Source organism: Carnimonas nigrificans ATCC BAA-78 (assembly GCF_000526695.1).
In the GTDB taxonomy this organism is placed as follows: Bacteria; Pseudomonadota; Gammaproteobacteria; order Pseudomonadales; family Halomonadaceae; genus Carnimonas; species Carnimonas nigrificans.
This window is the reverse complement of sequence record NZ_JAGO01000010.1, coordinates 232444-256043: the sequence shown is the minus strand read 5'-3', so window position 1 is coordinate 256043 and position 23600 is coordinate 232444. Positions and strand designations below refer to the sequence as shown.

At 57.8% G+C, this 23600-nt stretch carries 16 protein-coding genes and 1 pseudogene; 11 read left to right on the top strand and 6 right to left on the bottom strand.

From position 1 onward, the window contains the following. The first annotated feature begins 14 nt into the window (after positions 1 to 14). From parE to L881_RS0102345, 6 genes are all read left to right on the top strand, one after another. Positions 15 to 1895: a DNA topoisomerase IV subunit B gene (gene parE / locus L881_RS0102370; protein WP_025732126.1), complete on the top strand. Its 1881-nt coding sequence runs from the start codon at positions 15 to 17 to the stop codon at positions 1893 to 1895. Next, a complete protein-coding gene (gene parC, locus L881_RS0102365) occupies positions 1896 to 4169 on the top strand; it encodes a DNA topoisomerase IV subunit A (protein WP_025732125.1) in 2274 nt (757 codons plus the stop codon). After that, positions 4166 to 5080: a phosphoserine phosphatase SerB gene (gene serB, locus L881_RS0102360; RefSeq protein WP_025732124.1), complete on the top strand. Its 915-nt coding sequence runs from the start codon at positions 4166 to 4168 to the stop codon at positions 5078 to 5080. Before parC ends, serB begins: the two co-directional genes overlap by 4 nt. A 214-nt stretch (positions 5081 to 5294) precedes the next feature. Further along, positions 5295 to 7478 (top strand): ferric-rhodotorulic acid/ferric-coprogen receptor FhuE, encoded by a 2184-nt coding sequence (gene fhuE, locus L881_RS0102355; RefSeq protein WP_025732123.1) that lies wholly within the window; start codon positions 5295 to 5297, stop codon positions 7476 to 7478. Positions 7479 to 7958: 480 nt separating this feature from the next. After that, a complete protein-coding gene (gene leuA, locus L881_RS0102350) occupies positions 7959 to 9662 on the top strand; it encodes a 2-isopropylmalate synthase (RefSeq protein WP_025732122.1) in 1704 nt (567 codons plus the stop codon). Positions 9663 to 9824: 162 nt separating this feature from the next. Continuing rightward, positions 9825 to 11048: an MFS transporter gene (locus L881_RS0102345; protein ID WP_025732121.1), complete on the top strand. Its 1224-nt coding sequence runs from the start codon at positions 9825 to 9827 to the stop codon at positions 11046 to 11048. 9 nt (positions 11049 to 11057) lie between these two features. On the opposite strand, the pseudogene L881_RS0102340 reads toward L881_RS0102345, so the two are convergent. From L881_RS0102340 to epmB, 3 genes and pseudogenes are all read right to left on the bottom strand, one after another. Then, positions 11058 to 11399 (bottom strand): annotated as a pseudogene (locus L881_RS0102340) (hypothetical protein); the annotation flags it as partial. Between the two features lie 59 nt (positions 11400 to 11458). Further along, complete coding sequence (locus L881_RS0102335; RefSeq protein ID WP_025732119.1) at positions 11459 to 13861, bottom strand: glucose/quinate/shikimate family membrane-bound PQQ-dependent dehydrogenase; 2403 nt, start codon at positions 13859 to 13861, stop codon at positions 11459 to 11461. Positions 13862 to 14089: 228 nt separating this feature from the next. Continuing rightward, positions 14090 to 15127 carry an EF-P beta-lysylation protein EpmB gene (epmB, locus tag L881_RS0102330; protein WP_025732118.1) on the bottom strand — a complete coding sequence of 346 codons (1038 nt, stop codon included), beginning with the start codon at positions 15125 to 15127 and terminating at the stop codon, positions 14090 to 14092. A 282-nt stretch (positions 15128 to 15409) separates the two neighbouring features. Between epmB and efp the strand changes: the two genes are divergently transcribed. Both efp and epmA read left to right on the top strand, forming a co-directional pair. Continuing rightward, entirely contained in the window at positions 15410 to 15976 is a 567-nt protein-coding gene (gene efp / locus L881_RS0102325) for an elongation factor P (protein WP_025732117.1), read from the top strand. 101 nt (positions 15977 to 16077) lie between these two features. After that, positions 16078 to 17070 (top strand): EF-P lysine aminoacylase EpmA, encoded by a 993-nt coding sequence (epmA, locus tag L881_RS0102320; protein WP_025732116.1) that lies wholly within the window; start codon positions 16078 to 16080, stop codon positions 17068 to 17070. Positions 17071 to 17192: 122 nt separating this feature from the next. On the opposite strand, the gene L881_RS0102315 is transcribed toward epmA, so the two are convergent. Next, positions 17193 to 18050 (bottom strand): hypothetical protein, encoded by an 858-nt coding sequence (locus tag L881_RS0102315; RefSeq protein WP_025732115.1) that lies wholly within the window; start codon positions 18048 to 18050, stop codon positions 17193 to 17195. Positions 18051 to 18337: 287 nt separating this feature from the next. Between L881_RS0102315 and L881_RS0102310 the strand changes: the two genes are divergently transcribed. Then, a complete protein-coding gene (locus L881_RS0102310) occupies positions 18338 to 19471 on the top strand; it encodes a mechanosensitive ion channel family protein (protein ID WP_084055369.1) in 1134 nt (377 codons plus the stop codon). Between the two features lie 35 nt (positions 19472 to 19506). Here L881_RS0102310 and asd read toward each other — a convergent pair whose 3' ends face one another. Together asd and L881_RS0102295 are read right to left on the bottom strand one after the other, a co-directional pair. After that, positions 19507 to 20376, bottom strand: a complete 870-nt coding sequence (gene asd / locus L881_RS0102305; RefSeq protein WP_156926475.1) for an archaetidylserine decarboxylase — start codon at positions 20374 to 20376, stop codon at positions 19507 to 19509. 425 nt (positions 20377 to 20801) lie between these two features. Continuing rightward, positions 20802 to 21617 carry a sulfurtransferase gene (locus tag L881_RS0102295; protein WP_034578192.1) on the bottom strand — a complete coding sequence of 272 codons (816 nt, stop codon included), beginning with the start codon at positions 21615 to 21617 and terminating at the stop codon, positions 20802 to 20804. Positions 21618 to 21862: 245 nt separating this feature from the next. Here L881_RS0102295 and L881_RS0102290 point away from each other — a divergent pair, with 245 nt between their 5' ends. Then, positions 21863 to 23188: an NCS2 family permease gene (locus L881_RS0102290; RefSeq protein WP_025732110.1), complete on the top strand. Its 1326-nt coding sequence runs from the start codon at positions 21863 to 21865 to the stop codon at positions 23186 to 23188. 91 nt (positions 23189 to 23279) lie between these two features. Further along, entirely contained in the window at positions 23280 to 23591 is a 312-nt protein-coding gene (locus L881_RS0102285) for a hypothetical protein (protein ID WP_025732109.1), read from the top strand. The last annotated feature ends 9 nt before the right edge of the window (positions 23592 to 23600 follow it).

The window sequence follows — 23600 nt, the reverse complement described above, 5'->3', positions numbered from 1 at the left end:
ATTATTTGAGCCACATGAGCCAATACAGCGCCAGTTCCATTGAGGTCCTCTCGGGCCTCGACCCGGTGCGTAAACGCCCCGGGATGTATACCGATACTGCTCGCCCCAACCACCTGGTGCAGGAAGTCGTCGACAACAGCGTTGACGAAGCCTTGGCCGGACATGCCGATGCGATTGTCGTGCGCCTGCGCGACGATGGCGGGGTCGAGGTCGAAGATAACGGTCGTGGGATGCCCACCGATATTCACCCCGAGCATGGCGTCAGCGGCGTTGAGCTGATCCTGACGCGACTTCACGCCGGTGGTAAGTTCTCCAACGACAGCTATCGCTTCTCCGGCGGCCTGCATGGTGTGGGCGTTTCGGTAGTCAATGCGCTCTCTACACGGCTTGAAATCGAGGTGTGGCGTAATGGCGTGCGTCAGGCGATCGCCTTTGAGCACGGCGAGAAGGTTGAGGAGCTGCACGAGATAGGCACTACAGCCAAGCGTGCCAGCGGTACGCTGCTGCGTTTCTGGCCCGATGTCAGCTACTTTGACAGTGGCAAGGTTGCCGTGACGCGCCTGCGTCATTTGCTGCGGGCCAAGGCGGTGCTGTGCCCCGGCCTTAAGGTAACGCTATTCGATACCGATGGCAGCGACACCGTGTGGCAGTATGCCGATGGCCTGAAGGATTACCTGTCGCAAGCGCTCGATGGCTTCGAGCTGCTGCCCAGCTCTCCGGTACTGGGCCATGCCGAGGATGACGATCACCATGTGGATTGGGCGCTGCAATGGCTTCCCGAAGGAGGCGAAGGCGTACAGGAGTCCTACGTTAACCTGATTCCTACGCCGCTGGGCGGCACTCACGTCAATGGCCTGCGCAGCGGGCTGATCGAGGCGCTGAAAGAGTTTTGCGAATACCGCAACCTGATTCCCAAGAACGTCAAGCTGACCGGAGATGATCTGTGGGAGCGGATCGCCTTCGTGCTGTCAGTGAAGATGCACGATCCGCAGTTTGCAGGCCAGACCAAGGAGCGGCTCTCGTCACGCACGGTGGCGTCGATTGTCGCGGCGGCGGTCAAGGATGCCTTCTCGCTGTGGCTCAACTCCCACACTGCCGAAGCCGAGCAGCTGGCCGAGCTGGCGATCAGTGCCGCCCAGCGGCGTCTGCGTGCGGCGAAGAAGGTGGTGCGCAAGAAGGTCACTCAAGGCCCAGCGCTGCCTGGCAAGCTGGCCGACTGTTCGAGTCAGGACCCTGCCGCCAGCGAAATTTTCCTGGTCGAAGGCGATTCAGCAGGAGGCAGTGCCAAGCAGGCACGCGACCGCGAAACCCAGGCTATTCTGCCGCTGCGAGGCAAGATTCTGAATACCTGGGAAGTCGATTCCGGAGAGGTACTGGGATCGCAGGAAATTCACGATATCGCGGTCGCCCTGGGGCTGGACCCGGGCAGTCATGATCTGTCGCGGCTGCGCTATAACAAGGTGTGTGTGCTCGCCGATGCCGACTCCGACGGTCTGCACATCGCTACGCTCTTGTGCGCGCTCTTTGTGCGCCACTTTCCGAGTCTGGTCGATGCAGGTCATGTCTTCATTGCGATGCCGCCCCTTTATCGCATCGACCTGGGCAAGGAGGTGCACTACGCCCTTGATGAGAGTGAGAAGGCGCAGATTCTCAAGCGTCTGGAAGGCAAACGCGGCACCCCCAACGTGCAGCGCTTCAAAGGTCTGGGGGAGATGAACCCGATTCAATTGCGCGAAACCACCATGGCTGCCGATACGCGCCGACTGGTGCAGCTGACGCGAGAATCAGACGACGGCACCATCGAAGCGCTCGATATGCTGCTGGCCAAGAAACGCGCGGCTGATCGTCGCCACTGGCTGGAACACTACGGGGATCAGGCTGAGGTAGAGGTATAAATGGCAGATCACAATGAATTCGAAGCCCCGGTAGCGGTGGCCGCGGGGGATATCGAGCAGATGCCCCTCAAGCGCTACACCGAGAAGGCCTATCTCGATTACTCCATGTACGTCATTTTGGATCGTGCGCTGCCTAGTATCGGCGACGGTCTGAAGCCGGTACAGCGGCGTATTGTCTATGCGATGAGCGAGCTGGCGCTAAGTGCCAGTGCCAAGTACAAGAAGTCGGCGCGTACCGTCGGTGATGTGCTGGGTAAATTCCATCCTCACGGGGATAGCGCCTGCTACGAAGCGATGGTGCTGATGGCGCAGTCGTTCAGCTATCGCTATCCACTGGTGGATGGACAGGGTAACTGGGGCAGCCCGGATGATCCCAAATCCTTCGCCGCAATGCGCTATACCGAGTCACGCCTGTCGCGCTTCTCCGAGCTGCTGCTGAGCGAACTGGGGCAGGGCACCGTAAACTGGTCGCCCAACTTTGATGGCACCCTGCAGGAGCCATCGGTGCTGCCAGCGCGGCTGCCTCATGTACTGCTGAATGGTGGTTCGGGAATTGCCGTGGGCATGGCGACCGATATTCCGCCGCACAACGTGCATGAGGTAGTGACGGCCACGGTACATCTGCTGCGTCATCCCGACGCCAGCGTCACCGATCTGTGCAAGTATCTGCCTGCGCCCGATTTTCCCACTGCCGCAGAGATCATTACCCCCCGTTCAGAGCTGCGCAAGCTCTATCAGAGCGGCCGTGGCTCGGTAAAAATGCGGGCGCGTTTCAAGATCGAAGAGGGTGATATCGTCATCACATCGCTGCCCTATCAGGTCTCCGGTGCCAAGGTGCTGGAGCAGATCGCCAGCCAGATGCAGGCCAAAAAGCTGCCGATGGTGGTCGATCTGCGCGATGAGTCCACCCATGAAGAGCCAACGCGACTGGTAGTGGTGCCGCGCTCCAATCGCGTGGATATTCAGCAACTGATGGATCACCTGTTTGCCACCACCGATCTTGAGAAGAGCCAGCGGGTTAATCTCAACCTGATCGGCCTTGATGGTCGCCCACGGGTGATGGCACTTAACGAGTTGCTCGGTGAATGGCTGACCTTCCGCCGCACCACGGTACGCCGTCGTCTTGAACATCGTCTTGGCAAGGTCAACGACCGCCTGCATATTCTCGCCGGGCTATTGATCGCTTATCTGAACATTGATGAAGTGATCCGCATCATTCGCGAAGAAGATGAACCCAAGCAAGCGCTGGTCGCCGCCTTCCAGCTGACCGAACGTCAGGCCGAAGCGATTCTTGAGCTGCGTCTGCGGCATCTGGCCAAGCTCGAAGAGGTCAAGCTCATCGCAGAGCGCGACAAGCTCGAAGAAGAGCGTCAGTACCTTGAGAAGATCCTGGGCAGTGAAGAGGAGATGACCAATCTCATCGAGCAGGAGCTGAAGGAAGACGCTGAGAAGTTCGGGGATGAGCGGCGCAGCCAGTTGGTCGAGCGTGAAGAGTCCAAAGCGCTCTCCGAGATGGATCTGGTCGGCTCCGAACCAATTACCGTGGTGCTGTCGAAAGGCGGTTGGATTCGCGGTGCCAAGAGCCACGACATCGACCCCACTTCGCTCAGCTACAAGTCGGGCGACAGCTATCAGTGCAGCGTGCGCGGCAAGAGCAACGAGCAGCTGGTGCTGCTTGATGATACCGGCCGCAGCTACACGCTGGCTGCGCACCAGCTTCCCTCGGCGCGCAGCCAGGGGGAGCCGGTGACTGGCAAGATCAATCTGCCTGCTGGCGCACAAATTGTCGCGATGATGCTCGATAAGCCCAAGGCGCGCTATCTGCTGGCGAGCGATGGCGGTTATGGGTTTGTGACTGAACTCGAAAATCTGGTAGGGCGCTCGCGCTCCGGCAAGGCGGCGCTGACGCTACCAAAAGGCTGTGCGGTGCTCACTCCCTGTCTGGCGGAAGGCAAAGCGCGCGTAGCGGTGGTTTCCAATCAAGGGCGGCTATTGGTTTTCGATTTGGCCGAGCTGCCAGAGATGACCAAAGGCAAGGGCAACAAAATGATCGGTATTCCCGGCAAGGCATCGGCCGCGCGCGAAGAGTTTGTGCGTGATCTGCTGGTGGTGCCGGAAGGCGCTTCACTGGTGGTACATGCGGGTAAACGCAAGCTGACGCTGAAGCCGGCGGATCTTGATACCTATCAGAGCGAACGCGGCAAGCGCGGCACCAAACTGCCACAAGGATTACAGCGAGTGAATCATCTGGCGCTGGAAGGGAGCGAAGCATGAGTGTGCGTTTAACGTTGATGGCATCGCGTCTGACACCAGAGGTGGTAACCCGTGTCGAGCAGTTATTCGATGTCCGGTATGCAGAGATAGCCGAACGCCGCTGGCTTTCTCATTCTGAACAGCCGGAGTGGCAGCCTGAGTATGGCGAATGCCTGCGCTTCGATCTGGATGCCGGCGTTTTTTCCTGTGATGAGAGCGCTGGGCTGCGCGATAAAGCGCTTTCCCTGGCGACAGAGTTGGGCGTTGATCTGGTGGTTGAGGAGCCAAATCCATGGCGAGGCCGTCGTCAGCTGGTGTGCTTCGATATGGACTCGACTCTGATTCAGGCGGAAGTGATTGATGAACTGGCACGCGAGCACGGCGTATATGACGAGGTGGCTGCGGTAACCGCCAGTGCGATGCGCGGCGAGATCGACTTCAAGGAAAGTTTCCGGCGCCGCATGGCGACACTGGGCGGCTTGAGTGAAGCGCGTCTCGCATCAATTGCCGAACAGCTACCGCTGATGCCGGGAGTCGAGCGGCTACTGGCTACCTTGCGTCAGCGCGGCTATCACACCGCGATTATCTCCGGCGGCTTCACCTACTTCGCGCGCTATCTGCAAGATAAGCTCGGCTTCGATGAAGTTCACGCCAATGAGCTGGTGATCAGTGATGGAAAAGTAACCGGTGAAGTGCGGGAGCCTATTCTGGATGCGATGCGCAAGGCACAAATCCTGACCAGTATCGCGCAGCGTAAAAAACTCGACATGGGGCAAACGGTGGCGGTAGGGGATGGCGCCAACGATCTGCGTATGCTCGCCGCTGCTGGCATGGGGGTCGCCTTCCATGCCAAGCCGCTGGTACGCGAGCAGGCGCGACAGTCGATTTCAACCCTTGGGCTGGATGCGTTGCTCTACCTGCTCGACGAGTAGCCGTGCTTTCGATTCCGATCAAACCTCGCCTAGTGGCGAGGTTTTTTTGTGGGCTGAAGGCAGTAACAGCGGTCATGTCAGGAACAGGATTGGCATTTCTCTGAGCGCATGTGGTTGCGTTATGCGGTGAGTGATCTTAATCTTTCATGAATCTTAAAAATAGTAATTATCATTAACATAAAAATGACCGTGCATATCACTCACTGGGAACCCCATGTTTGCCTCCTTCTGTTTTCACCGCGTTACTTCTCTCCGTACCTCCTTGTATGTCGCCTCTTCACTGATGCTTGGTTACTCCGCCAGCGCCCATGCCCAGACATCCGACAGTGATGACGGTACGCCTGTATACCGCATGAACACCATCAGCGTGAGTGCTGCCCAAACGCGCTGGGAGGATGAGTGGAACCATCGTTATGCGACGAAATCGACCGCCGCGGGCAGCAAGATCAATCTGCCGATCAGGCAGATTCCTCAGCCGGTCAGCGTAATAACCTCGCAGCGTATTGCTGACCAAAACCTGCAAACGATGGATGAAGTGCTGGGGCAGGCGGTGGGGGTCAATGTGCAGAGTGTCGATAACACGCGACGCAACTTCTACGCACGCGGATTTCGCATCAGCAATCTTACCTATGAAGGGCTTCCGGTAGGCACTGAGCCGCAGTGGTACATGGGCGATGGGGCGGAGGATGCTGCCATTTTCGAGCGCGTCGATGTAGTACGTGGCGCTGACGGCATGCTTAATGGCACAGGAAGTCCCGGAGCTTCGGTCAACTTTCACTATAAGCACGCTGATCGCGCTGACCCTCACGCTACCTTAAGCGGAGAGTTGGGCAGCCACGACAAGCGTCGCACAGTGATTGATGCCGGCACGAGGTTTGATCGTGAAGGTGCCGTGCGCGGCAGGGTTATTGCCGGCTATGACAGCGGCGATTCGTGGGTGGATCGCTATCACTCGCGCAAGAAGTTTTTGTATGGCGTGGTAGATGCCGATTTAAGCGATTCTACCCAGGCATCGGTGGGATATTCCTATCAGAATACTCACCCCTCTCGGGTAACGTGGGGCGGTGTGCCGCTGTTCGATGAAAATGGCAACAAGACTCACTACAGCCGTCATTACAGCTTTGCGCCTGAAAACTCCTTTTACGAGTATGCTTCTTCCAAGCTCTTTGCCACCCTTACCCAACAGCTGGGCAACGGCTGGGAATGGCGTACCGTTGCCGACACGGCGCGTATGCGCAGTGATAGCCGCACTGCGTATCTGAGCTACCCAGAACCTGGCTCGGGTGGGGTCATCAATGGCGGCTGGAGTGCGTATCACAATGTACGTCGAACCCAGGGTATCGACACCAATATGAGTGGTCCATTCACGCTCTTTGGGCGTGAACACCAATTGGTGGCAGGAGTGGGCTATCTGCATCAGAAGGAGAGCCGAGATGGCCGTTGGGGCAATCTTGATGAGGCGGGCGTTGAGCAGATGGCAACAGATCCCTCCAGCTATGTGATTCACGACGATCAGCCGATCGACCCTAACGGCCCAGGTGGCGGTGACTTGTCTACCAGCGATACTACCATCCAGCGCTCAGCCTATCTGAATGCGCGTTTTACCTTGCTCGAACCCCTGCATCTGTTGGTAGGCGGTCGTTATGTGAAGTATCAAAAACATGGCGACAACGGCGATATGAGCAACAACAAGGCGATCCCCTATGTGGGGCTGACCTATGATGTGGCGCGGAATTACACGCTATTTGCCAGCTATACCGGTATTTTCGAACCGCAGTCCTATCGCAATGTTACGGGCCAGACACTCGATCCGATCACTGGGAAAAGTTATGAAGCAGGTCTTAAAGGCAGCTGGAACGACGATCAGCTGACGGCAACACTCTCGGTATTCCGTATAGAGCAAAATAATGCCGCACAGCAGGATGGGCAGGAGAAGGTAAACGGCGGTGATGAGCAGGCTTATCGCGCGGTAAAGGGCGTTACCAGCAAAGGTGTCGATATGGAGCTTAACGGCGCCATAACACAGAACTTCAATCTGACTGCTGGTTTGACCCGTTTCATTGCCAGCACCGCCGACGGTCAGGGCTACAACACCTTCCTTCCCCGTACCGAGTTCAAGCTGTTCGGTTCCTACCGTCTACCGCAGTGGGACAAGCTAACGCTTGGCGGCGGCCTCAATTGGCATAACCGTACCTATTACGATGCCCCCGGCGCTCGCGCCAAGCAGGGCAGTGTCTCGGTTGTTAATCTGCTGGCGCGCTATCAGGTCACGTCTGACTTCGAGCTTCAGGCTAACCTGAATAATGCACTCGATGAGAAGTACTACAGCTATATGAATAGCTATGGTGTATATGGCGCGCCGCGCAATCTGTCGGTGACTGCCAGGTACGCTTTCTAGCGGCCCAGATTGCATCACATGGCTGACAGCTGCGACTGAGCACTAGCCCTCTATTGGCCGCTGTCCGTCATGCTACGTGTGTGAATTGATATAAAAAATCGTCTTCCGGCCTGTCGGGTGGCGATTTTTTGCGTCATGGGGGAGATAGTAGAGCGCAGATTGTGGTGGGATGAAGATGCTTGTTGAAGGCTGCTTTATATCTATCAAAAAGTAGAATATTGTTGCTTTGAATGTTGAGTTGTTCGCATCTTGCTGCTAATGTGGTGCTCCAAGACAAGTGATATATGCTTCTGAGGTATTAACGGCTGGAGAAGCATATTCATGCTACGGGTTATCTCCTGTAGTCATGTTTTAGTGATCTCTGTCACTTATGAGCACGAAGGCGAGTGATCCTTCCCTTCGTGCTGTTATTTTTCCCCGCTGCCTGTATGTCATCGCTAATGCGATAAGCCCGCAGCCCATGTTTGTGGAGTTGTCATCATGAGTTCAACCTCGTTCACCGCGCCGCAAGGTAAATATCGCCCTTTTGATATCGTCGATCTGCCTGATCGTCAGTGGCCGGGCAAGCGCATCGAAAAGGCACCCATCTGGGCGAGTGTTGATCTACGTGATGGTAACCAGTCGTTGGTCGATCCGATGGACGGCGAGCGTAAATGGCGCTTCTTTGAGATGCTGGTTGGGATGGGCTTCAAGCAGATTGAAGTCGGCTTTCCCTCGGCGTCGCAAACTGATTACGACTTTCTGCGCGACCTGATTGATAACCAGCGCGTGCCTGACGATGTGACGATACAGGTATTGACGCCTGCGCGTGAGCCGTTGATCCGGCGCACCATGGAAGCGCTCAAGGGGGCCAATCGTGTGATTGTGCACCTGTACAACGCGACCTCGCCGCTGTTCCGCGATACGGTGCTGAATCTTGACAAGGATGCCTGCAAGGATCTGGCCGTCAGTCATGCTCGCCTGATACGTGAGCTGATGGATGAGCAGCCCGAGACCCAGTGGACGTTCCAGTACTCCCCCGAGCACTTCACTACTACTGAGCTGGAGTATTCGCTGGAGGTGTGTGAAGAGGTGCTGGACGCCTGGGGTGCAACCACCACCACGCCGGTGATCCTCAATCTGCCGGCCACGGTCGAAGTGGCGACTCCCAATGTATATGCCGACCAGATCGAGTGGTTCTGCCGTCATTTGAGTGAACGTCAGCGGGCCATTATCAGCCTGCATCCGCACAATGATCGCGGTACTGGTATTGCCGCTGCCGAGCTGGGCGTCATGGCGGGAGCTGATCGCATCGAAGGTACGCTGTTTGGCAATGGTGAACGTACCGGTAATGTCGATCTGGTGACGCTGGCCATGAACCTCTACATTCAGGGCGTTGATCCACGGCTTGATCTCTCGAACCTGACGCCGGTCATGCGCGAAGTAGAGTACTGCAACCAGCTGCCGGTACATCCTCGCCACCCCTATGTCGGCGATCTGGTATTTACAGCCTTCTCAGGCTCGCATCAGGATGCGATCAAAAAAGGCATGAACAAGCGCCAGACGCTGGTCGAGCAGGGCGAGTCGCCGCTGTGGAGCGTGCCTTATCTGCCGATTGATCCCATGGATGTGGGGCGCAACTATGAAGCGGTCATTCGTGTGAATAGCCAGTCGGGCAAGGGGGGCATCTCCTATCTGCTGGAGCAGGATCACGGTATTGCACTGCCGCGCAGGCTGTCGATCGAGTTCAGTCAGGTCGTGCAGCGCGTGGCGGATGACAGCGGGCATGAAATTACCTCTGAAATGATTCATCGCGCCTTCCTCGATGAATACTGCCTCGATGCGCCGTACCGGTTGCTCTCCCAGCGTATAGAAGAGGGAGCCGAACAGGTCAGTATTGCGGCGAAGGTGGCTACTCCAGACGGTGAACTGACGCTGAATGGCAAGGGTAATGGCCCGCTTTCTGCACTGATTGATGGCCTGAATCAGCAGGGCTTTGATGTCGATGTCATCGACTATCAGGAAAGCTCTCGCGGGCGGGGTGCGGAAGCCGAAGCGGTGGCCTTTGTCGAGCTGCGTGCCGAAGGAAAATCCGTATTCGGCGTAGGCATTAACTTCAACACCACCACAGCGACGCTGGCTGCGGCACTCTCTGCCATTTCGCGAGTGAGTCATGCTCGCCCTCAAGCGGCAGCGATGGCTTGATATCAGCAAGGTAGAGCGGCGGTTCTGGCGCGGCGGCGATTACTTCTCGCCTCGTCATTGACGTTAGCCAGCAGGTCATATAGTTTTAACGAAATTTTTTCTTAAGCGTGCGCGAACTTCACTGTTTGCGCACGTTTTTTTGCGTAAAAGGTGACAACTCCAATGACCGCATCTCAACCCCCCACGATGCCTGCCTTGTCCAAAGGGCGCGCCATACTGGCGCTGTTTGCGCTAGCGCTGGGCACCTTTGGTATCGGTACCGGTGAATTTTCATTGATGGGGCTGCTGCCCCAGGTGGCCAGTAGTACCGGCAGCAGCGAGTCGCAGGCAGGTTATCTGATCAGTATCTACGCACTGGGCGTGGTGGTAGGCGCACCGCTGCTGGCGGTGTGCGGTGCCGCCTTGCCGCGCCGGTTGCTGCTGATTCTGATGCTGGTGCTGTGCGTTATCGCCAACGTGGTGACTGGCTTTGTCAGCCATTTTGGCAGCCTGATGGTGGTGCGCTTCATCGCAGGGCTGCCCCATGGTGCCTTCTTTGGCGTAGCAGCCCTGACCGGTGCTTCGCTGGTAGAACCGCGTCATCGCGGCAAAGCGGTAGGGCGGGTGATGCTGGGACTAACCCTGTCCACTTTGTTAGGCAACCCGCTCTCTGTATGGATCGGGCAGCTCTCCAATTGGCACATGGCTTATGTGATGGTGGGCGTTATCTGCGCTATCAGCGCCGTGCTTATCGTGCTGTTTGTGCCGAATGATCACCATATGCCGAGAAGTTCGCCGTTGCAGGAGCTGGGTGCGTTGAAGAACCCCGATATCTGGCTGACGCTGGCGATCGGCTCCACCGGTTTTGGCGGCATGTTCTGCGTGCTGAGCTTTATTGCCCCGACCATTACCCATGTGAGCCATCTCTCCGCTAGCTGGGTACCGGCAACGCTGGCCATCTTTGGGGTGGGGACTATCATCGGCAGTCAGGTTGGCGGCGCGATGGCCGACAAGGGCACCATGCGTGCTGCGGGTATTTTCCTGGTATGGACGCTGGTGGTGATGGTGCTGTTTACGCCGCTCTCCTATTCGTCATGGACGGTGCTGCCGGCTGTGTTCCTGGTGGGTACCTGCATGGGACTTACGCCACCGCTCCAGGTACGTCTGATGGATGTCGGGAAAAACGCTCAAACCCTGGCGGCATCGCTTAACCACTCTGCATTCAACCTTGCCAATGCACTGGGTGCGTGGCTGGGCGGCGTGTCGGCAACCGTTACCGGTAGCTGGGCGATGACTGGCTGGTCAGGCGCTATTCTGGCTCTGGTGGGGCTGGCCGTTTATGCACTTGCCCTGCGTCGTTCGCTGCGGCGCAAGCGCGCTCGTCTGGCGGCGGCACACGCCGAGTAAAACATCGCCTTAAGCGCTGCCCGATAGATAGATTATCCCTTTGCTGTAATTGACGAAGAGGCAAGAAGCACAACCGCCCCGCTCGACATCGAGCGGGGCGGCTGCGTTATAGGTACTGCTCTGGAAGGATGAGATATCTTCCAGCATATACCTCATCACGTAGTCACTCATGTGGGTGCCGAAGGTGCCGTGACCACCCGCGGTAATAGCAACGTACTGCTTGCCATCCTTGCCCATGTAGGTCATCGGAGTGGCGTTGCCACCGGCAGGCAGACGAGACGTCCAGATATTCTCACCAGTGTTGATGTTATCAGCGCGAAGGAAGGTATCTGTAGTGAGACAGGCAATAAAAAACCGCCCCGCTCGATATCGAGCGGGGCGGCTGCGTTACGGGTGTTACCGTGGATTGATTAGTCGTCTTCCAGAGTATAACCAATCACGTAGTCACCCATTTTGGTACCGAAGGTGCCGTGACCACCCGCGGTAATGACAACGTACTGCTTGCCATCCTTGCCCATGTAGGTCATCGGAGTGGCGTTGCCGCCGGCAGGCAGACGAGATTTCCAGATCTCTTCACCGGTGTTGATGTCATAAGCGCGCAGGTAGTAGTCGAGAGTACCGCCGAGGAACGATACACCGCCTGCTGTCGTCATCGGGCCACCCAGTGCAGGTACGCCCATGCCGAGAGGCATCTGGACAACCGGTGTCTGGTCACGAGTGGTGCCGTTACGGTGTTTCCAAGTAACGCTCTGCGAGCTCATGTCAATGCCCGCAACATCACCCCACGGCGGAGCCTGACACGGCAGACCAAACATCGACATCAAGGGGCCGAGTTCCACTGCCCATGGGCTGCCGTTGTTCAGCTGCAAGCCTGACTCGCTGGCAGAACCTTGCAGATCTCCGCCCAGTTTCTCCTTGTTCACCATGCGTGACACGAAGGCCAGCTTGTTCGGTGAAGTGAAGATTGCCTGGCGTGCAGGATCAACAGCGATGCCGCTCCAGTTGAATACCCCTACGTTGCCGGGATAGACAATCGAACCCTGCTCGGAAGGTGGTGTGAACTGACCTTCATAGCGCAGTGACTTGAATTTGATACGGCACATCAGCTGATCAATCGGTGATGCTCCCCACATGCTCTTTTCAGTGAGCGGCGGTGGAATCAGATTCAGCTGCGAACGAGGCTGAGTCGGCGCAGAGTGATCACCCGGCACTGTGCCCTGCGGGGCAGGCAGCTCGTCGATGGGCACGATCGGTTCGCCAGTCGCACGATCAAGCACAAACAGACTGCCTTGCTTGGTCGGCTGAATGACCGCCTGACGCATACCGTCACGTGTACGAACGTCGGTCAGCACAGGCTGTGCCGGTACGTCCATGTCCCACAGATCGTGGTGAACAAACTGATAATTCCAGCGTACCTTGCCTGTTGCCAGATCCAGCGCTACTAGACCAGCGCTGTACTTCTCGTTGCTGGGCGAGCGGGTAGCACCGAACTGGTCGGGCGTCTGGTTGCCCATGGGCAGATAGACCAGACCGAGCTTCTCATCAACGCTGATCGGTGCCCACACGTTGGCAGAGTTGCGCGAGTAGGTGCCATCTTCGGCGATAGGCGCGGTGGCATCAGGGTTGCCCGCATCCCAGTTCCATACCAGTTGGCCGGTTCTGACATTGTAGGCACGAATCACACCAGAAGGCTCATCGGTAGATTCGTTATCGGTAACGTGACCGCCAACAATCACCAGATCCCTGGTAGTAATGGCCGGAGAGGTAGAGTAGTAACCGCCCGGTGTGAAGTGACCGATGTTTTTGGTCAGATCGACTTCACCGTTGTTGCCGAAGTCGGCGCAGCGTTGACCGTTTTTCGGGTCGAGCGCAATCAGACGTGCATCGGCAGTGGTCAGGAACAGACGCTGGCGGCACTGCTGCGGAGCATTCTGATCCGTGTTGTTGCTGGCATTCTGGTCAGCGTAGGCATTCTCATCGTGATAGGCCAGACCACGGCAGGTCATGTGTGCCCAGTCAGAGAAATTGTCGGCCCCTTGCGTACTGATTTTGGGGTCGAAGGTCCAGTTGACCTGACCAGAAGTTGCATCAAGGGATTTGGCCTTGCTGTACGAGGTACAGATATAGAGGTTGTCCCCAACCTTCAGCGGCGTGTTCTGGTTGGTGATTTCAGGCGGAGCATCAGGACGCGGTGCATCGCCGGTATGAATGCGCCACGCTTCCTTCAGATGCGAGATGTTGTCCGGCGTAATCTGCTTCAGGGAAGAGTAGTGCGTGCCCGCATTGGTGCCTCCGTAGGAGGTCCAGTCGTCGCCGGCAGCTTCGGTAGCAGGAACCTCGCGAGTGTCCTGCTGCGCGGGAATTTTTCCCTGGATGGCTTCCTGATCCTTGAATTGGGAAATGACCGCGACCACTGCGCAGGCAATCACTGCCACGGACAGTACCGCGTTGCCGCTGTTACGGTGCGGAGCCAGCGTTTGACGCCACCAGAGGAGCAGCAGAATGATGCCAAACAGACACAGGATGGCGACACGAGGTACCAGCGACCACCAGTCGAGGCCCGCTTCCCAGAGTGCCCAGATCAGGGTGCCGCCCAGCAGCAGAGCGTAGATCCACAGTCCGATGATCTTGCGGCGACAGACGGCGATACCGCTGGCCAGTGCGAATATACCGGCAATCAGGTAGTACCAGGAGCCGCCAAGGCTCATCAGCCAAGCGCCAGCAATAACAAGAAATAGCCCCAAAAGGGCAATGATGGCACCAGCGATAAACGCGGGTAGCCTCCATGGTAATGAGTGAGGAGAAGAAGACATTGTGAGTTCCTAGCTAAAGCCATGATCGGACATGGCAGGAGATATGCAGGTAGTGTTGCTCATGGGTAGCGGGTACCCGTCGATCTGAGCGAAGGTTCTTACCCGACTAAAGCAGGGGGATTATTACCATAACGCCATGAAAATATCATTAAGGAAATATCGAGAAAAATATCAATGCAATGAGGAAACAGGGGCCATAAACCGCGTAATAAAGGGAAAAACAGATACTTAGTAGAGCGGGGTCTTGCTGACTTCACCGGGAATTTCTCTGACCAGCCGCGGCATCAGAAAGCCCGAGAGTTGCTTTCTCAACTGTTCCACCAGCGCAACGGCTTCTCTATCACTGATATCAAAATGGGCCGCTCCCGCCACAGGGTCGAGAACATGCAGGTAGTAAGGCAGTACCTGCGCATCCATCAGACGCTCGGAGAGTCGGGCGAGCGCTGCGACGCTATCGTTGACGCCGCGTAACAGCACGCTTTGATTGAGCAGCATCACCCCCGCTTCACGCAGCCGCTGGCAGGCCGCGATCACATGGTCATCAATCTCTTGTGCATGATTGATATGCAGCACCATCACCTTGTGTACGTTTAACGGTGCCAGCCAACCCAGTAAATGTTCGTCGATACGGTCAGGAATCACCACCGGCAGTCGGGTATGAATACGCAGCCGGGTGATCGAATCGAGCGCAGTCAAGCGCTCGGCCATCTGCTCAAGCCGTTTGTCGCTTGAAGCTAGCGGGTCGCCGCCAGAGAGAATGACTTCATTGATATGAGGTCGCTCGTTCAAATAATGCAGAATATCGTCCAGCGCGTGCTGCGAAGGGGTGTTGTCGGCGTAGGGGTAGTGGCGGCGGAAGCAGTAGCGGCAATTGATGGCGCAGGCACCGCTGGTAATCAGGAGTACACGATTGCCATATTTGTGGATCAGCCCCGGCAGCGGCTGATGGTCGGCTTCCTCCAGCGGATCGCTGACAAAGCCCGCCACGCTGTCGGTTTCACGCTGGATCGGCAGCACCTGACGCAGCAGAGGATCATCGGGGTTGCCACGTTCAATACGTGATAAATACGCATGGGGGACACGCACCTTGAACAGCGCATCGCCCGCCAGGGCACCTGCCTGCCACTCATCACTGAGACCGAGCAGGCGGCACAGTTCCAAAGGATCGCGCACGGCGCCTGCGAGCTGCGATTTCCAGTCACGATGGGGCGCGGTATGAATGTCGGTAGCGATGGCCTGCACTTGAGGGGTACTTCGGGTTATCATTTGCCTATGTCCTGATGATTGCTGCCGACGGCGCGCTATCAATGCTTCTACGAGTAAAGGTCGAGTAAAGGCGATATGTCACGCAGAGTTCGCCACTTTTACTTGCCCGTATTTGTCGTGGGGGAATGGCGAGTGCAAACCGTACTCTGCCCGCCAGACATTGGCTGGCGTTTGCTTTTCGGCGCGTCAAACAGGAATCCATCGGTTTTTTTCATTGATGATTGTGGTGTCAGACCGCAATGTCAGAAGGCAGCGCTGCTGCCCGCTAATCACGAGGTGTTCATGGCAAGTTATTCTACCAACGAATTCAAGGGTGGACTCAAGGTAATGCTCGACGGCGATCCTTGTTCGATCGTTGAAAACGAGTTTGTAAAACCCGGCAAGGGCCAGGCATTCAACCGCGTTAAACTGCGTAACCTGAATACCGGCCGCGTATGGGAACGTACCTTCAAATCGGGTGAATCCCTTGAAGGCGCTGACGTGCTTGAGCTGGACATGGAGTATCTCTATACCGACGGCGAGATGTGGCACTTCATGAAAACCGACGGCTCCTTCGAGCAGTTTGCTGCGGACAAGAAGGCCGTTGGCGACAACGAGAAGTGGCTGAAAGAGCAGGTTGCCTACGTGGTAACGCTGTGGAATGACAACCCCATCTCGATTGCGCCGCCCAATTTCATTGAGCTTGAAGTCACCGAAACCGATCCCGGCCTGAAGGGTGATACTGCGCAGGGTGGCTCCAAGCCCGCGACGCTCTCTACCGGTGCGGTGGTGCGCGTGCCGCTGTTTATCAATCAGGGCGAAGTGCTGAAGATCGACACCCGTAGCGGCGAATACGTTAGCCGCGCCTGACGGTGCGCTGTCTCGCAGCAACATTGGCTCCGGCGCGCTGATCGCGCAGGGCACAGGCGCTGGCATTATGCCGGCGCTGTTGCGTTTTGAAGGAGATCCTTATGTCCGTGGCCGATTGGGCGCCTACCGCGTCGCTGGATGCGCTGCGCTTTCGTGCCGAACGTATGGCCGCAGTCCGGCAGTTTTTTGCCGAACGGCAGGTGCTGGAGGTCGAGACTCCGGTGCTGGGACAGGGGGGGAGTGTTGATCCGCTGCTCGATTCGCTTCAGGTAGAAGCGCGACTGTCAGGCCAGCGGCAGCGACTGTGGCTGCAAACCTCGCCCGAGTTTCATATGAAGCGGCTGCTGGCGGCTGGCAGTGGCCCCATCTTTCAGATAGCGCATGCGTTTCGTGATGCCGAAGTGGGCCAGCGCCATAACATCGAATTTACCCTGCTGGAGTGGTATCAACCCGGCTACGGGCTTGATCTGCTGCGGGAGGAGTGCGTCGAGCTGATCGAGCGGGTGCTGGGCAAGCCGATCTCTCTCAGCGTGCATCGCTATCGCGCGCTCTTCGAGCAGTGGCTTGAGCTTGACCCCTTTACTGCCGAAACCTCCCACCTCGCGGCAAGGGCGGCTGAAGTGGGGGGGATGGATACCGCTGATTTTTCCCGCGATGATTGCCTCGATCTGTTGTTTAGTCACGTTATTGAGCCGCAGCTCGGCAAGGATAGCGGTGGGGCAGTGGCACTGCTTGATGCGGTGGTGGATTATCCTGCCAGTCAGGCGGCGTTGGCTAAAAGGCGCCGTGACCCCGTGGATGGCGTTGAAGTCGCTGCACGTTTCGAGCTGTATTGGCAGGGCGTCGAACTGGCCAATGGCTATGATGAGCTGGCCGATGCCGCCGAACAAGCGGCCCGTTTCGAGGAAGACAATGCGCAGCGTGCTCAGTTGGGCAAGCCCCGGGTTGATAGCGATCAGCGCCTGCTGGCAGCGTTGGAAGCCGGTATGCCTGCGTGCAGCGGCGTCGCGCTGGGGCTGGATCGGCTGATAATGCTGGCGGCCGGTGAATGCCGTCTTGATAAGGTAATCGCCTTCCCCACGGAACGTGCCTAGATAGCGCTGGTTATCGCTATATCGAGCTTACTACTCGCAGCACAATCAACAAGACGCGCCGCCTTGAGTAATCAGGGCGGCGCGTTTTTCAGTCATGGCAGACACTATTTGGAGCGTGGCTATCAGCGGCACTCGCTGGGCTTGACCGTGATCGGCGAACCAATAATGCCGCCATAATGGTAGCGATAATTGGCTTCGACACTGGCTCCCTGCTGACGCGCGGATTTGAAGAAAGCGCCCTGGCAGTACTCCTTCTTCATATTGACGGCCATTTTTGCCACAAAGTCATTTTCATCGACGCCAAGGGAATCGAAGTTATCAACATCGTAATTAACGCTGACCTTATTGGCTTTGGGCGCATAAATGACTTTTGATAGCTGCGTATACTGATCCACCTTGCTGGGCAGGCGCTTGTTGACCTGCTGTGCCCAGCCGCCCAAGTCCACGTTATGGGAGGCAGGCGGCGTGGGTTTAGAGGCAGTAGGGCGCTCGGAGCCGGCATTCGGTTTGGCTTGCGGTGCAGGTTTACTCGGGGTGCTCTCATGTGTAGTGCTCGACGATGAACCGCCCAGCCAGCGCGACAGCCCATTGTGACCACCGTTGAGCTGATCGTTGACCCAACCGTTTTTAAATACCAGCAGCGCCGCCACCAGCAAAAATATAATCACGGCGCTGATGGAGAAGGTCTTGTCAGCGCGCCCCTTGCCGCCGATCAGACTTGCCAGATAGCCCCCTGCCGCTGCGATCAGGGCCGCAATGACATAGCGCGGCAGATAGCCCAGCATGTTCTCCAGCCCTTGCTGCCAGCCATGGCTGCCTGAGCCGCTGTTCAGATAGGCGGTGGCGGCAGCGACCAGAATGAATACGATGGCGAGTCCTTTATAGCGGGAGCGCGGCGCGGCCGGTGCCGGTTTTTTGGCGCGTGAGGAAGACGCCGGTTTGCGTTTGGCGGTGCTTTTGGAGCGTGGCTTGGAGGTCAAGGCTATTCCCTGTGATGAGCGAGCATCAGGTAGTAAACACGGGCGCATATGGCCGATTTTCCGCGCCATGATAGCGCGATCGTCGCGCTGCCCGATAGTCCTGGCGCGCCGTGCTCTCCCGACCATTTGACGCAGTACAGCGCTTTTCCCTATCGTAACCAGGGCATTTTTCGTACATGCTGACTTATCGTCGGCTTGAATACTCCCGGACCTGAACCGCAAGGCAAGAACAACAAATAACGCTCAGGTGGAGCGTTACCGGAATCTCCTGAGCGAAGACCATCTACATGAACATCCGTAAAAAGGAGTGTCTGATGGAATTCGATATGCTTGCGCTATGGAATGAGTCACCGCTGACCAGACTGGCCGTCTATGCGGTGGTGGCCATGGTGGTGTCGCTGCTTCTTTCGCTGATCGCCAGTCTGCTCTTCAGCCGGCTGGCAAAGGGCAAACCGCGCCTTAACTCGCTCAAGGAGCATATCGCAGCGCCGATGCGCTGGCTGGTGCCGCTGTTCTGTTTCGCGGTGATGGTCAATTCAGCGCCGCTGCTGGATGGCCTCTCATGGATGGTTCCTCTGCAACGCCTGCTGGTGTGCGCGATGATCGGTGCCGCCACCTGGCTGCTGGTGGGGATTATCAGCGGCATCGAGTCCATCTATACCATCGGCTTCGACAAGGTGGGGGATCGCTCGCAGCGCTCGCGCCGCATGCTGACCCAGATTCGCGTACTGAGCCGCACGGCCATGGTAATTGTGACGCTGTTTGGACTGGCCGGTATGCTGATGCTGTTTCCCGCCGTCAGGCAGTTTGGTGCGAGTATGATGGCTTCCGCGGGGCTGGCGGGCCTGGCGGTCGGTTTTGCAGCGCGTCCAGTGCTCTCCAACGTGATTGCCGGGTTACAGATCGCCATGACCCAGCCGATCAGCATTGATGATTTGCTCGAAATCAACGGCGAGCCAGGCTATGTCGAGCAGATCACCACCACCTACATTGTGGTGCGTAGCTGGGATGATCGGCGTCAGGTGATTCCGCTGACCTACTTCATTGAGAACCCGATCTCCAACTGGTCGCGCACCGATACCAATCTGATCGGTGCCATTTTCCTCTGGTTCGATTACCGCCTGCCGCTGGATGAACTGCGTGAAGAGTTTGCCCGCGTGCTGGAGCGGGCGCCCGACTACAACGGTCGTGAACGTGCGCTGCAAGTGTGCGACATGAATGAGCACGCCATGCAGCTGCGTATTCTGGTCTCTGCCGATGGGCTGGATAACTGGTGGAATACCTGCTGCTTCGTGCGTGAGGCGATGATTTCGTGGGTCGCGACGCACTATCCTGAGTATCTGCCGACCAGTCGGACTCGGGTACAGGGTGACAGCCATATGCCGCAGCTACTGAACAAGGCGTCGCTGCCTGACCGCTAGGGCGCGCGGGCATTTCTCTTCACACGGGATCAATGCTAGGCGGGCACCACAGGGCCAGGCGCGTCGGGCGTAAACAGCGTGTTGCCCTGGCGAATGGCGTCGCCTGCACTGAGACCTGCAAGCGGCGCTACGCCCTGGCCGAAGCATGTGATCACCGTGGAACCCAGGCGAAAGCGCCCCATCTCCTGACCCTTTTCAAGACGAATACCAGCGCTGAAATCGTGGCGTTGAATACGTGTCGCGTGTGGTTCCACCTGACCGGCCCAGACGGTTTCGATACCGGCGACGATCATCGCCCCCACCAGCACCAGCGCCATGGGGCCGGATTCTGTATCGAAATGGCACACCAGTCGCTCGTTGCGTGCAAATAGCTGGTCCACGTTGGCGGCGGTGGTCTGGTTGACCGAAAAGAGCTGGCCGGGAATATAGACGGTGCGCTTCAACGTGCCAGCGCACGGCATATGCACGCGGTGATAATCTCGCGGCGATAGATAAACTGTAGCGAACTGCCCCTGCTGGAAGGGGGCGCTCCACTGGCCGCTACCGCCGAGCAGCGCGTCGATGCTGTAGTGGCGGCCCTTGGCCTGCAGCAGTTGACCCGCGGTTATTGCGCCCAATTGCGAGATTTCACCATCGGCAGGGGAGACCAGATGCTCGCCCAGCGGCCTTGCGTGAGGAGCAAGGGCACGGGTGAAGAACTCGTTGAAACTTGGATACGCATCGAGCCTGGGTTCGACAGCATCGCTCATATCAATGCGGTAGTGACGCGCAAATTGCTGGATCAGCAGCGATTTCAGCCATGGCGTGCGCGCATCCGCCAGTTTGCCCGCTAGTTGGGAAAGCAGCGCCTGCGGTAGCGAGTGCTGAAGTGCAATAAACAAGCGGTCGCGCAAAGAGTTGGACATAGCGTCGAATCACGAAGGGAGCGTTAAAGAAAGGCAGGGTCACTGCCCGGGATGGCTGACAGGGTAACGGGTACTTCCGCCTTCGCTGCCATCAAGCCGCCAAAGAGCGTGCTGCCAGGAGAGAGCCGCCTATGAGCGCGTGCCCAATAAGAACATCAGCGCGTACGCTGCTTTATAAGCAACGTGGGCGGGCGCTCTTCTCGCTGGAGATCAGCCAGCGCCAGTGTAACTGTCCACCGTGGCAAGCTCCACTGCCGGCTCGCAAGAAGAGTCGGAAGAGCATCGGCCAGCCGCTGCGCCCCGAGTTGCTGACCAGCGGATTTCTCAAGAGCGAGAGCCAAAGAGAAGGCGTTGCCTCGGTCGGTACAGCACACGCCCTCAATGATACCCGCGCTATTCGATGCGGCTTCCAGTGATGCGCGAGTCTATTCGATAGGAGTGTCGTCGCGGTTGCCCCACTCCTTCCACGAACCGGGGTAGGCATGAATGTTCAATCCGAGCGCGCGTCCGGCCAGCCAGGTCAGGCCGCTGCGATGGTGGCTCTGGCAGTGGGTGACAATCTCTCCTTCGGAAGTAAGACCGCGCTCTTCCAGCAGTGTGAGTAGCTCGGCATTTTGTTTCAGGCGCAGATGCTGCTGCTGATCCTTGAGTTCTTCCCAATCAAGATGGATTGCGCCGGGAATATGCCCCAGCCGCTGGTTGTTGCCCTTCAGGCCGTTATATTCATCGGCGGAACGCGCATCCCACACCACCACGTCATCCAGCCGCTGAAGCAGGGTTTCGCGATCAACGGCGACCTCGGGATGCTCGATACTGGCGCGGTAGTCGCTTGGCGTGGCACGGTTCGGTGTGGTTTCGATCGGGTGCTTTTCGGCGCGCCAGGCATGAATGCCGCCATTCAGGTAGGAGTAGTGGCGGTGGCCCAGCAGCTCAAGCGTCCAGAGCAGGCGTCCGGCCCAGCCACCGCCTTCATCATCATAGGCCACCACATGGGTATTGGGCGTTAGCCCCAGTGACGAGAAGAGTGCCGATAGCTGCTGTTCGCTGGGTACATCGTTGGGCACCGCGCCGCTACCGCGCAACAGTCGGGTGTGATCAAGATAGATCGCCCCCGGCACATGGCCTTCGCTGTAGCTCTCCTGTTTGAGCGGTACGTCGATAATCAGCAGATCCGAATGGCCCAGCACGTCATTCAGCCGGGAAGGTTCCGCAATCAATGGCAGCAGTGGTGAGTTCGACATCAGAGGCTCCGCAAGCGAGTGTCAATCGGGCAATGTGGTCAATAATGCCTTGAGACTAGCGGCCCAGCGTGCGCGATACAATGGCTGTCGTGCGCTGGACTGTCGGTAGTGCGGGAAAAATGACTATAATGCGCACCTTTCAGCGACGTGCCTTCGCTCTATCCCACCTTGCAGTCACGTCATCAAAGCCGCTTACCAATAAAGTAAAGGGCACCGCCTTGTGCGCGTGTCGAAGGAGACAGCCCGTGCTGGACCGACTGTTCGGAATATCCCGGGAAGGCAGTACCCCGCGCCGCGAGATTGTGGCGGGAGTCAGTACCTTCCTGGCGGCCATGTATATCATTGTGGTGAACCCCACCATCCTGAGCAGCGCCCATATTCCTTTCTCTCAAGGGCTGACCGCGACGGTGCTGATCAGTGCCTTCGGTAGCTTGGCGATGGGTCTTTACGGGCGCAGCCCCGTGTTACTGGCGCCGGGTATGGGGATCAACGCGCTGTTCACCTACACCATGGTGGTGGGCGGCAATGTACCGCTGCCGATCGCGCTGGGCTGTGTGTTCTGGGCGGGGGTGCTGTTTGTGGTGCTGGCCGTGCTGAACGTGCGTCAATATGTGATCGACGCCATTCCTGCGTCGCTGCGTCACGCGGTTGCCTGCGGTATCGGGCTGTTCATTACCGTGGTCGGTCTGGTCAATGCCCGCTTTCTGGTCAGTAATCCGGCTACTGTATTGGGAATGAGCGATCTGACAGCGCCGGTCGTTACCTTCCTGCTGGGGCTGGCGGTAACGGCGGCGCTGGTTGCGCGGCGAGTGCCGGGAGCCTTGATCCTTGGCATTGTGGCGACCACCGTGATGGCAACGCCGATTGGACGCTGGTGGGGCGATGGTTCTGCCTACGCGCCCGGCCTGCATACGCTGGTCAACTTCGACGGTATTTTTGCGCTGCCCGATTTACGCGGTCTGTTCCGCGTGGATATTGTCGGGGCGCTGCAACATATCTACTGGCCGTTTATCTTTATTCTGCTGTTTACCGCCTTCTTCGACGCGCTCTCTACCTTTATGGGGCTGTCGCAGGCGGCCAATCTGCTTGATGAAAACGGCGATCCGCGCAATATCAGGCGCTCCATGGTGATCGACGCTACTTCGTCACTGATCTCTGGATTTCTGGGCACCAGCCCCGCCAACGCCTTCGTCGAATCCGCCGCGGGCATCAGCCAGGGCGGTCGTACCGGCCTGGTGGCAGTGACCTGTGCCGTGCTGTTTGTGCCGTTCCTGTTTCTGTCGCCGCTGCTGGCGCTGGTACCTGCCATTGCCACGGCACCTGCGCTGATCATGGTGGGCGTCTTTATGCTCTCACCGATTCGCGCCATCGAGTGGGATCGCTATGATGAAGCCATTCCTGCCTTTATCGCGATGATGCTGATTCCGATCACCTACTCGATTACCCATGGCGTTATCTTCGGCTTCCTGGCCTTTGTGGTGTGCAAGCTGGCGGTGGGCAAGGCGAGCGAAATTCGCCTGACCATGTGGATTCTGGCGCTGCTCTCTTTGTTGCTGCTGTTTATCGACTAAGGGGGCCGCTGAGGAGGAGGGGCAGGTTTGTTATCATGCGAGCAATGGCGTGCAGGGTGAATGCCTGCGCGCGAGTCGCAAGGAGGAAGTCATGCAGCTTATCAAGGTTAGCCCGCTAGTGGCTGTGCTGCTGCTTGCTGGCTGTGCCGGCCCTGCCTACACCGGTCAGGGGGCCAATCCACCCACCGCCAGCGAAACACCTGAGCAGCGTGCGCGCGAAAAGGCGATTACCGAAGATGCCGTCAATAGTCCGGTATTCGAGAGCCGTCAGTACCCTGAGCGCCGTTCGTACTACAACAATGCGCGCCGTGTGCGGGTGTACCCTTCTGTCGGATACGGTAGCCGCCACGGCTGGGGAAGCGGAGTAGGCGTGGGGCTGGGGCCGGTAGGCTTCGGGCTGTAGCTCGCCAAG

Excerpts from the sequence above, each read along its gene's own strand:
- L881_RS0102310 (WP_084055369.1), top strand. The coding sequence starts at position 18,338 with ATGAACATCCGTAAAAAGGAGTGTCTGATGGAATTCGATATGCTTGCG.
- L881_RS0102285 (WP_025732109.1), top strand. The coding sequence starts at position 23,280 with ATGCAGCTTATCAAGGTTAGCCCGCTAGTGGCTGTGCTGCTGCTTGCT.
- serB (WP_025732124.1), top strand. The coding sequence starts at position 4,166 with ATGAGTGTGCGTTTAACGTTGATGGCATCGCGTCTGACACCAGAGGTG.
- parC (WP_025732125.1), top strand. The coding sequence starts at position 1,896 with ATGGCAGATCACAATGAATTCGAAGCCCCGGTAGCGGTGGCCGCGGGG.
- L881_RS0102295 (WP_034578192.1), bottom strand. The coding sequence starts at position 21,617 with ATGTCGAACTCACCACTGCTGCCATTGATTGCGGAACCTTCCCGGCTG.
- epmB (WP_025732118.1), bottom strand. The coding sequence starts at position 15,127 with ATGATAACCCGAAGTACCCCTCAAGTGCAGGCCATCGCTACCGACATT.
- epmA (WP_025732116.1), top strand. The coding sequence starts at position 16,078 with ATGTCCGTGGCCGATTGGGCGCCTACCGCGTCGCTGGATGCGCTGCGC.
- asd (WP_156926475.1), bottom strand. The coding sequence starts at position 20,376 with ATGTCCAACTCTTTGCGCGACCGCTTGTTTATTGCACTTCAGCACTCG.
- efp (WP_025732117.1), top strand. The coding sequence starts at position 15,410 with ATGGCAAGTTATTCTACCAACGAATTCAAGGGTGGACTCAAGGTAATG.
- L881_RS0102345 (WP_025732121.1), top strand. The coding sequence starts at position 9,825 with ATGACCGCATCTCAACCCCCCACGATGCCTGCCTTGTCCAAAGGGCGC.
- leuA (WP_025732122.1), top strand. The coding sequence starts at position 7,959 with ATGAGTTCAACCTCGTTCACCGCGCCGCAAGGTAAATATCGCCCTTTT.
- L881_RS0102335 (WP_025732119.1), bottom strand. The coding sequence starts at position 13,861 with ATGTCTTCTTCTCCTCACTCATTACCATGGAGGCTACCCGCGTTTATC.
- parE (WP_025732126.1), top strand. The coding sequence starts at position 15 with ATGAGCCAATACAGCGCCAGTTCCATTGAGGTCCTCTCGGGCCTCGAC.
- fhuE (WP_025732123.1), top strand. The coding sequence starts at position 5,295 with ATGTTTGCCTCCTTCTGTTTTCACCGCGTTACTTCTCTCCGTACCTCC.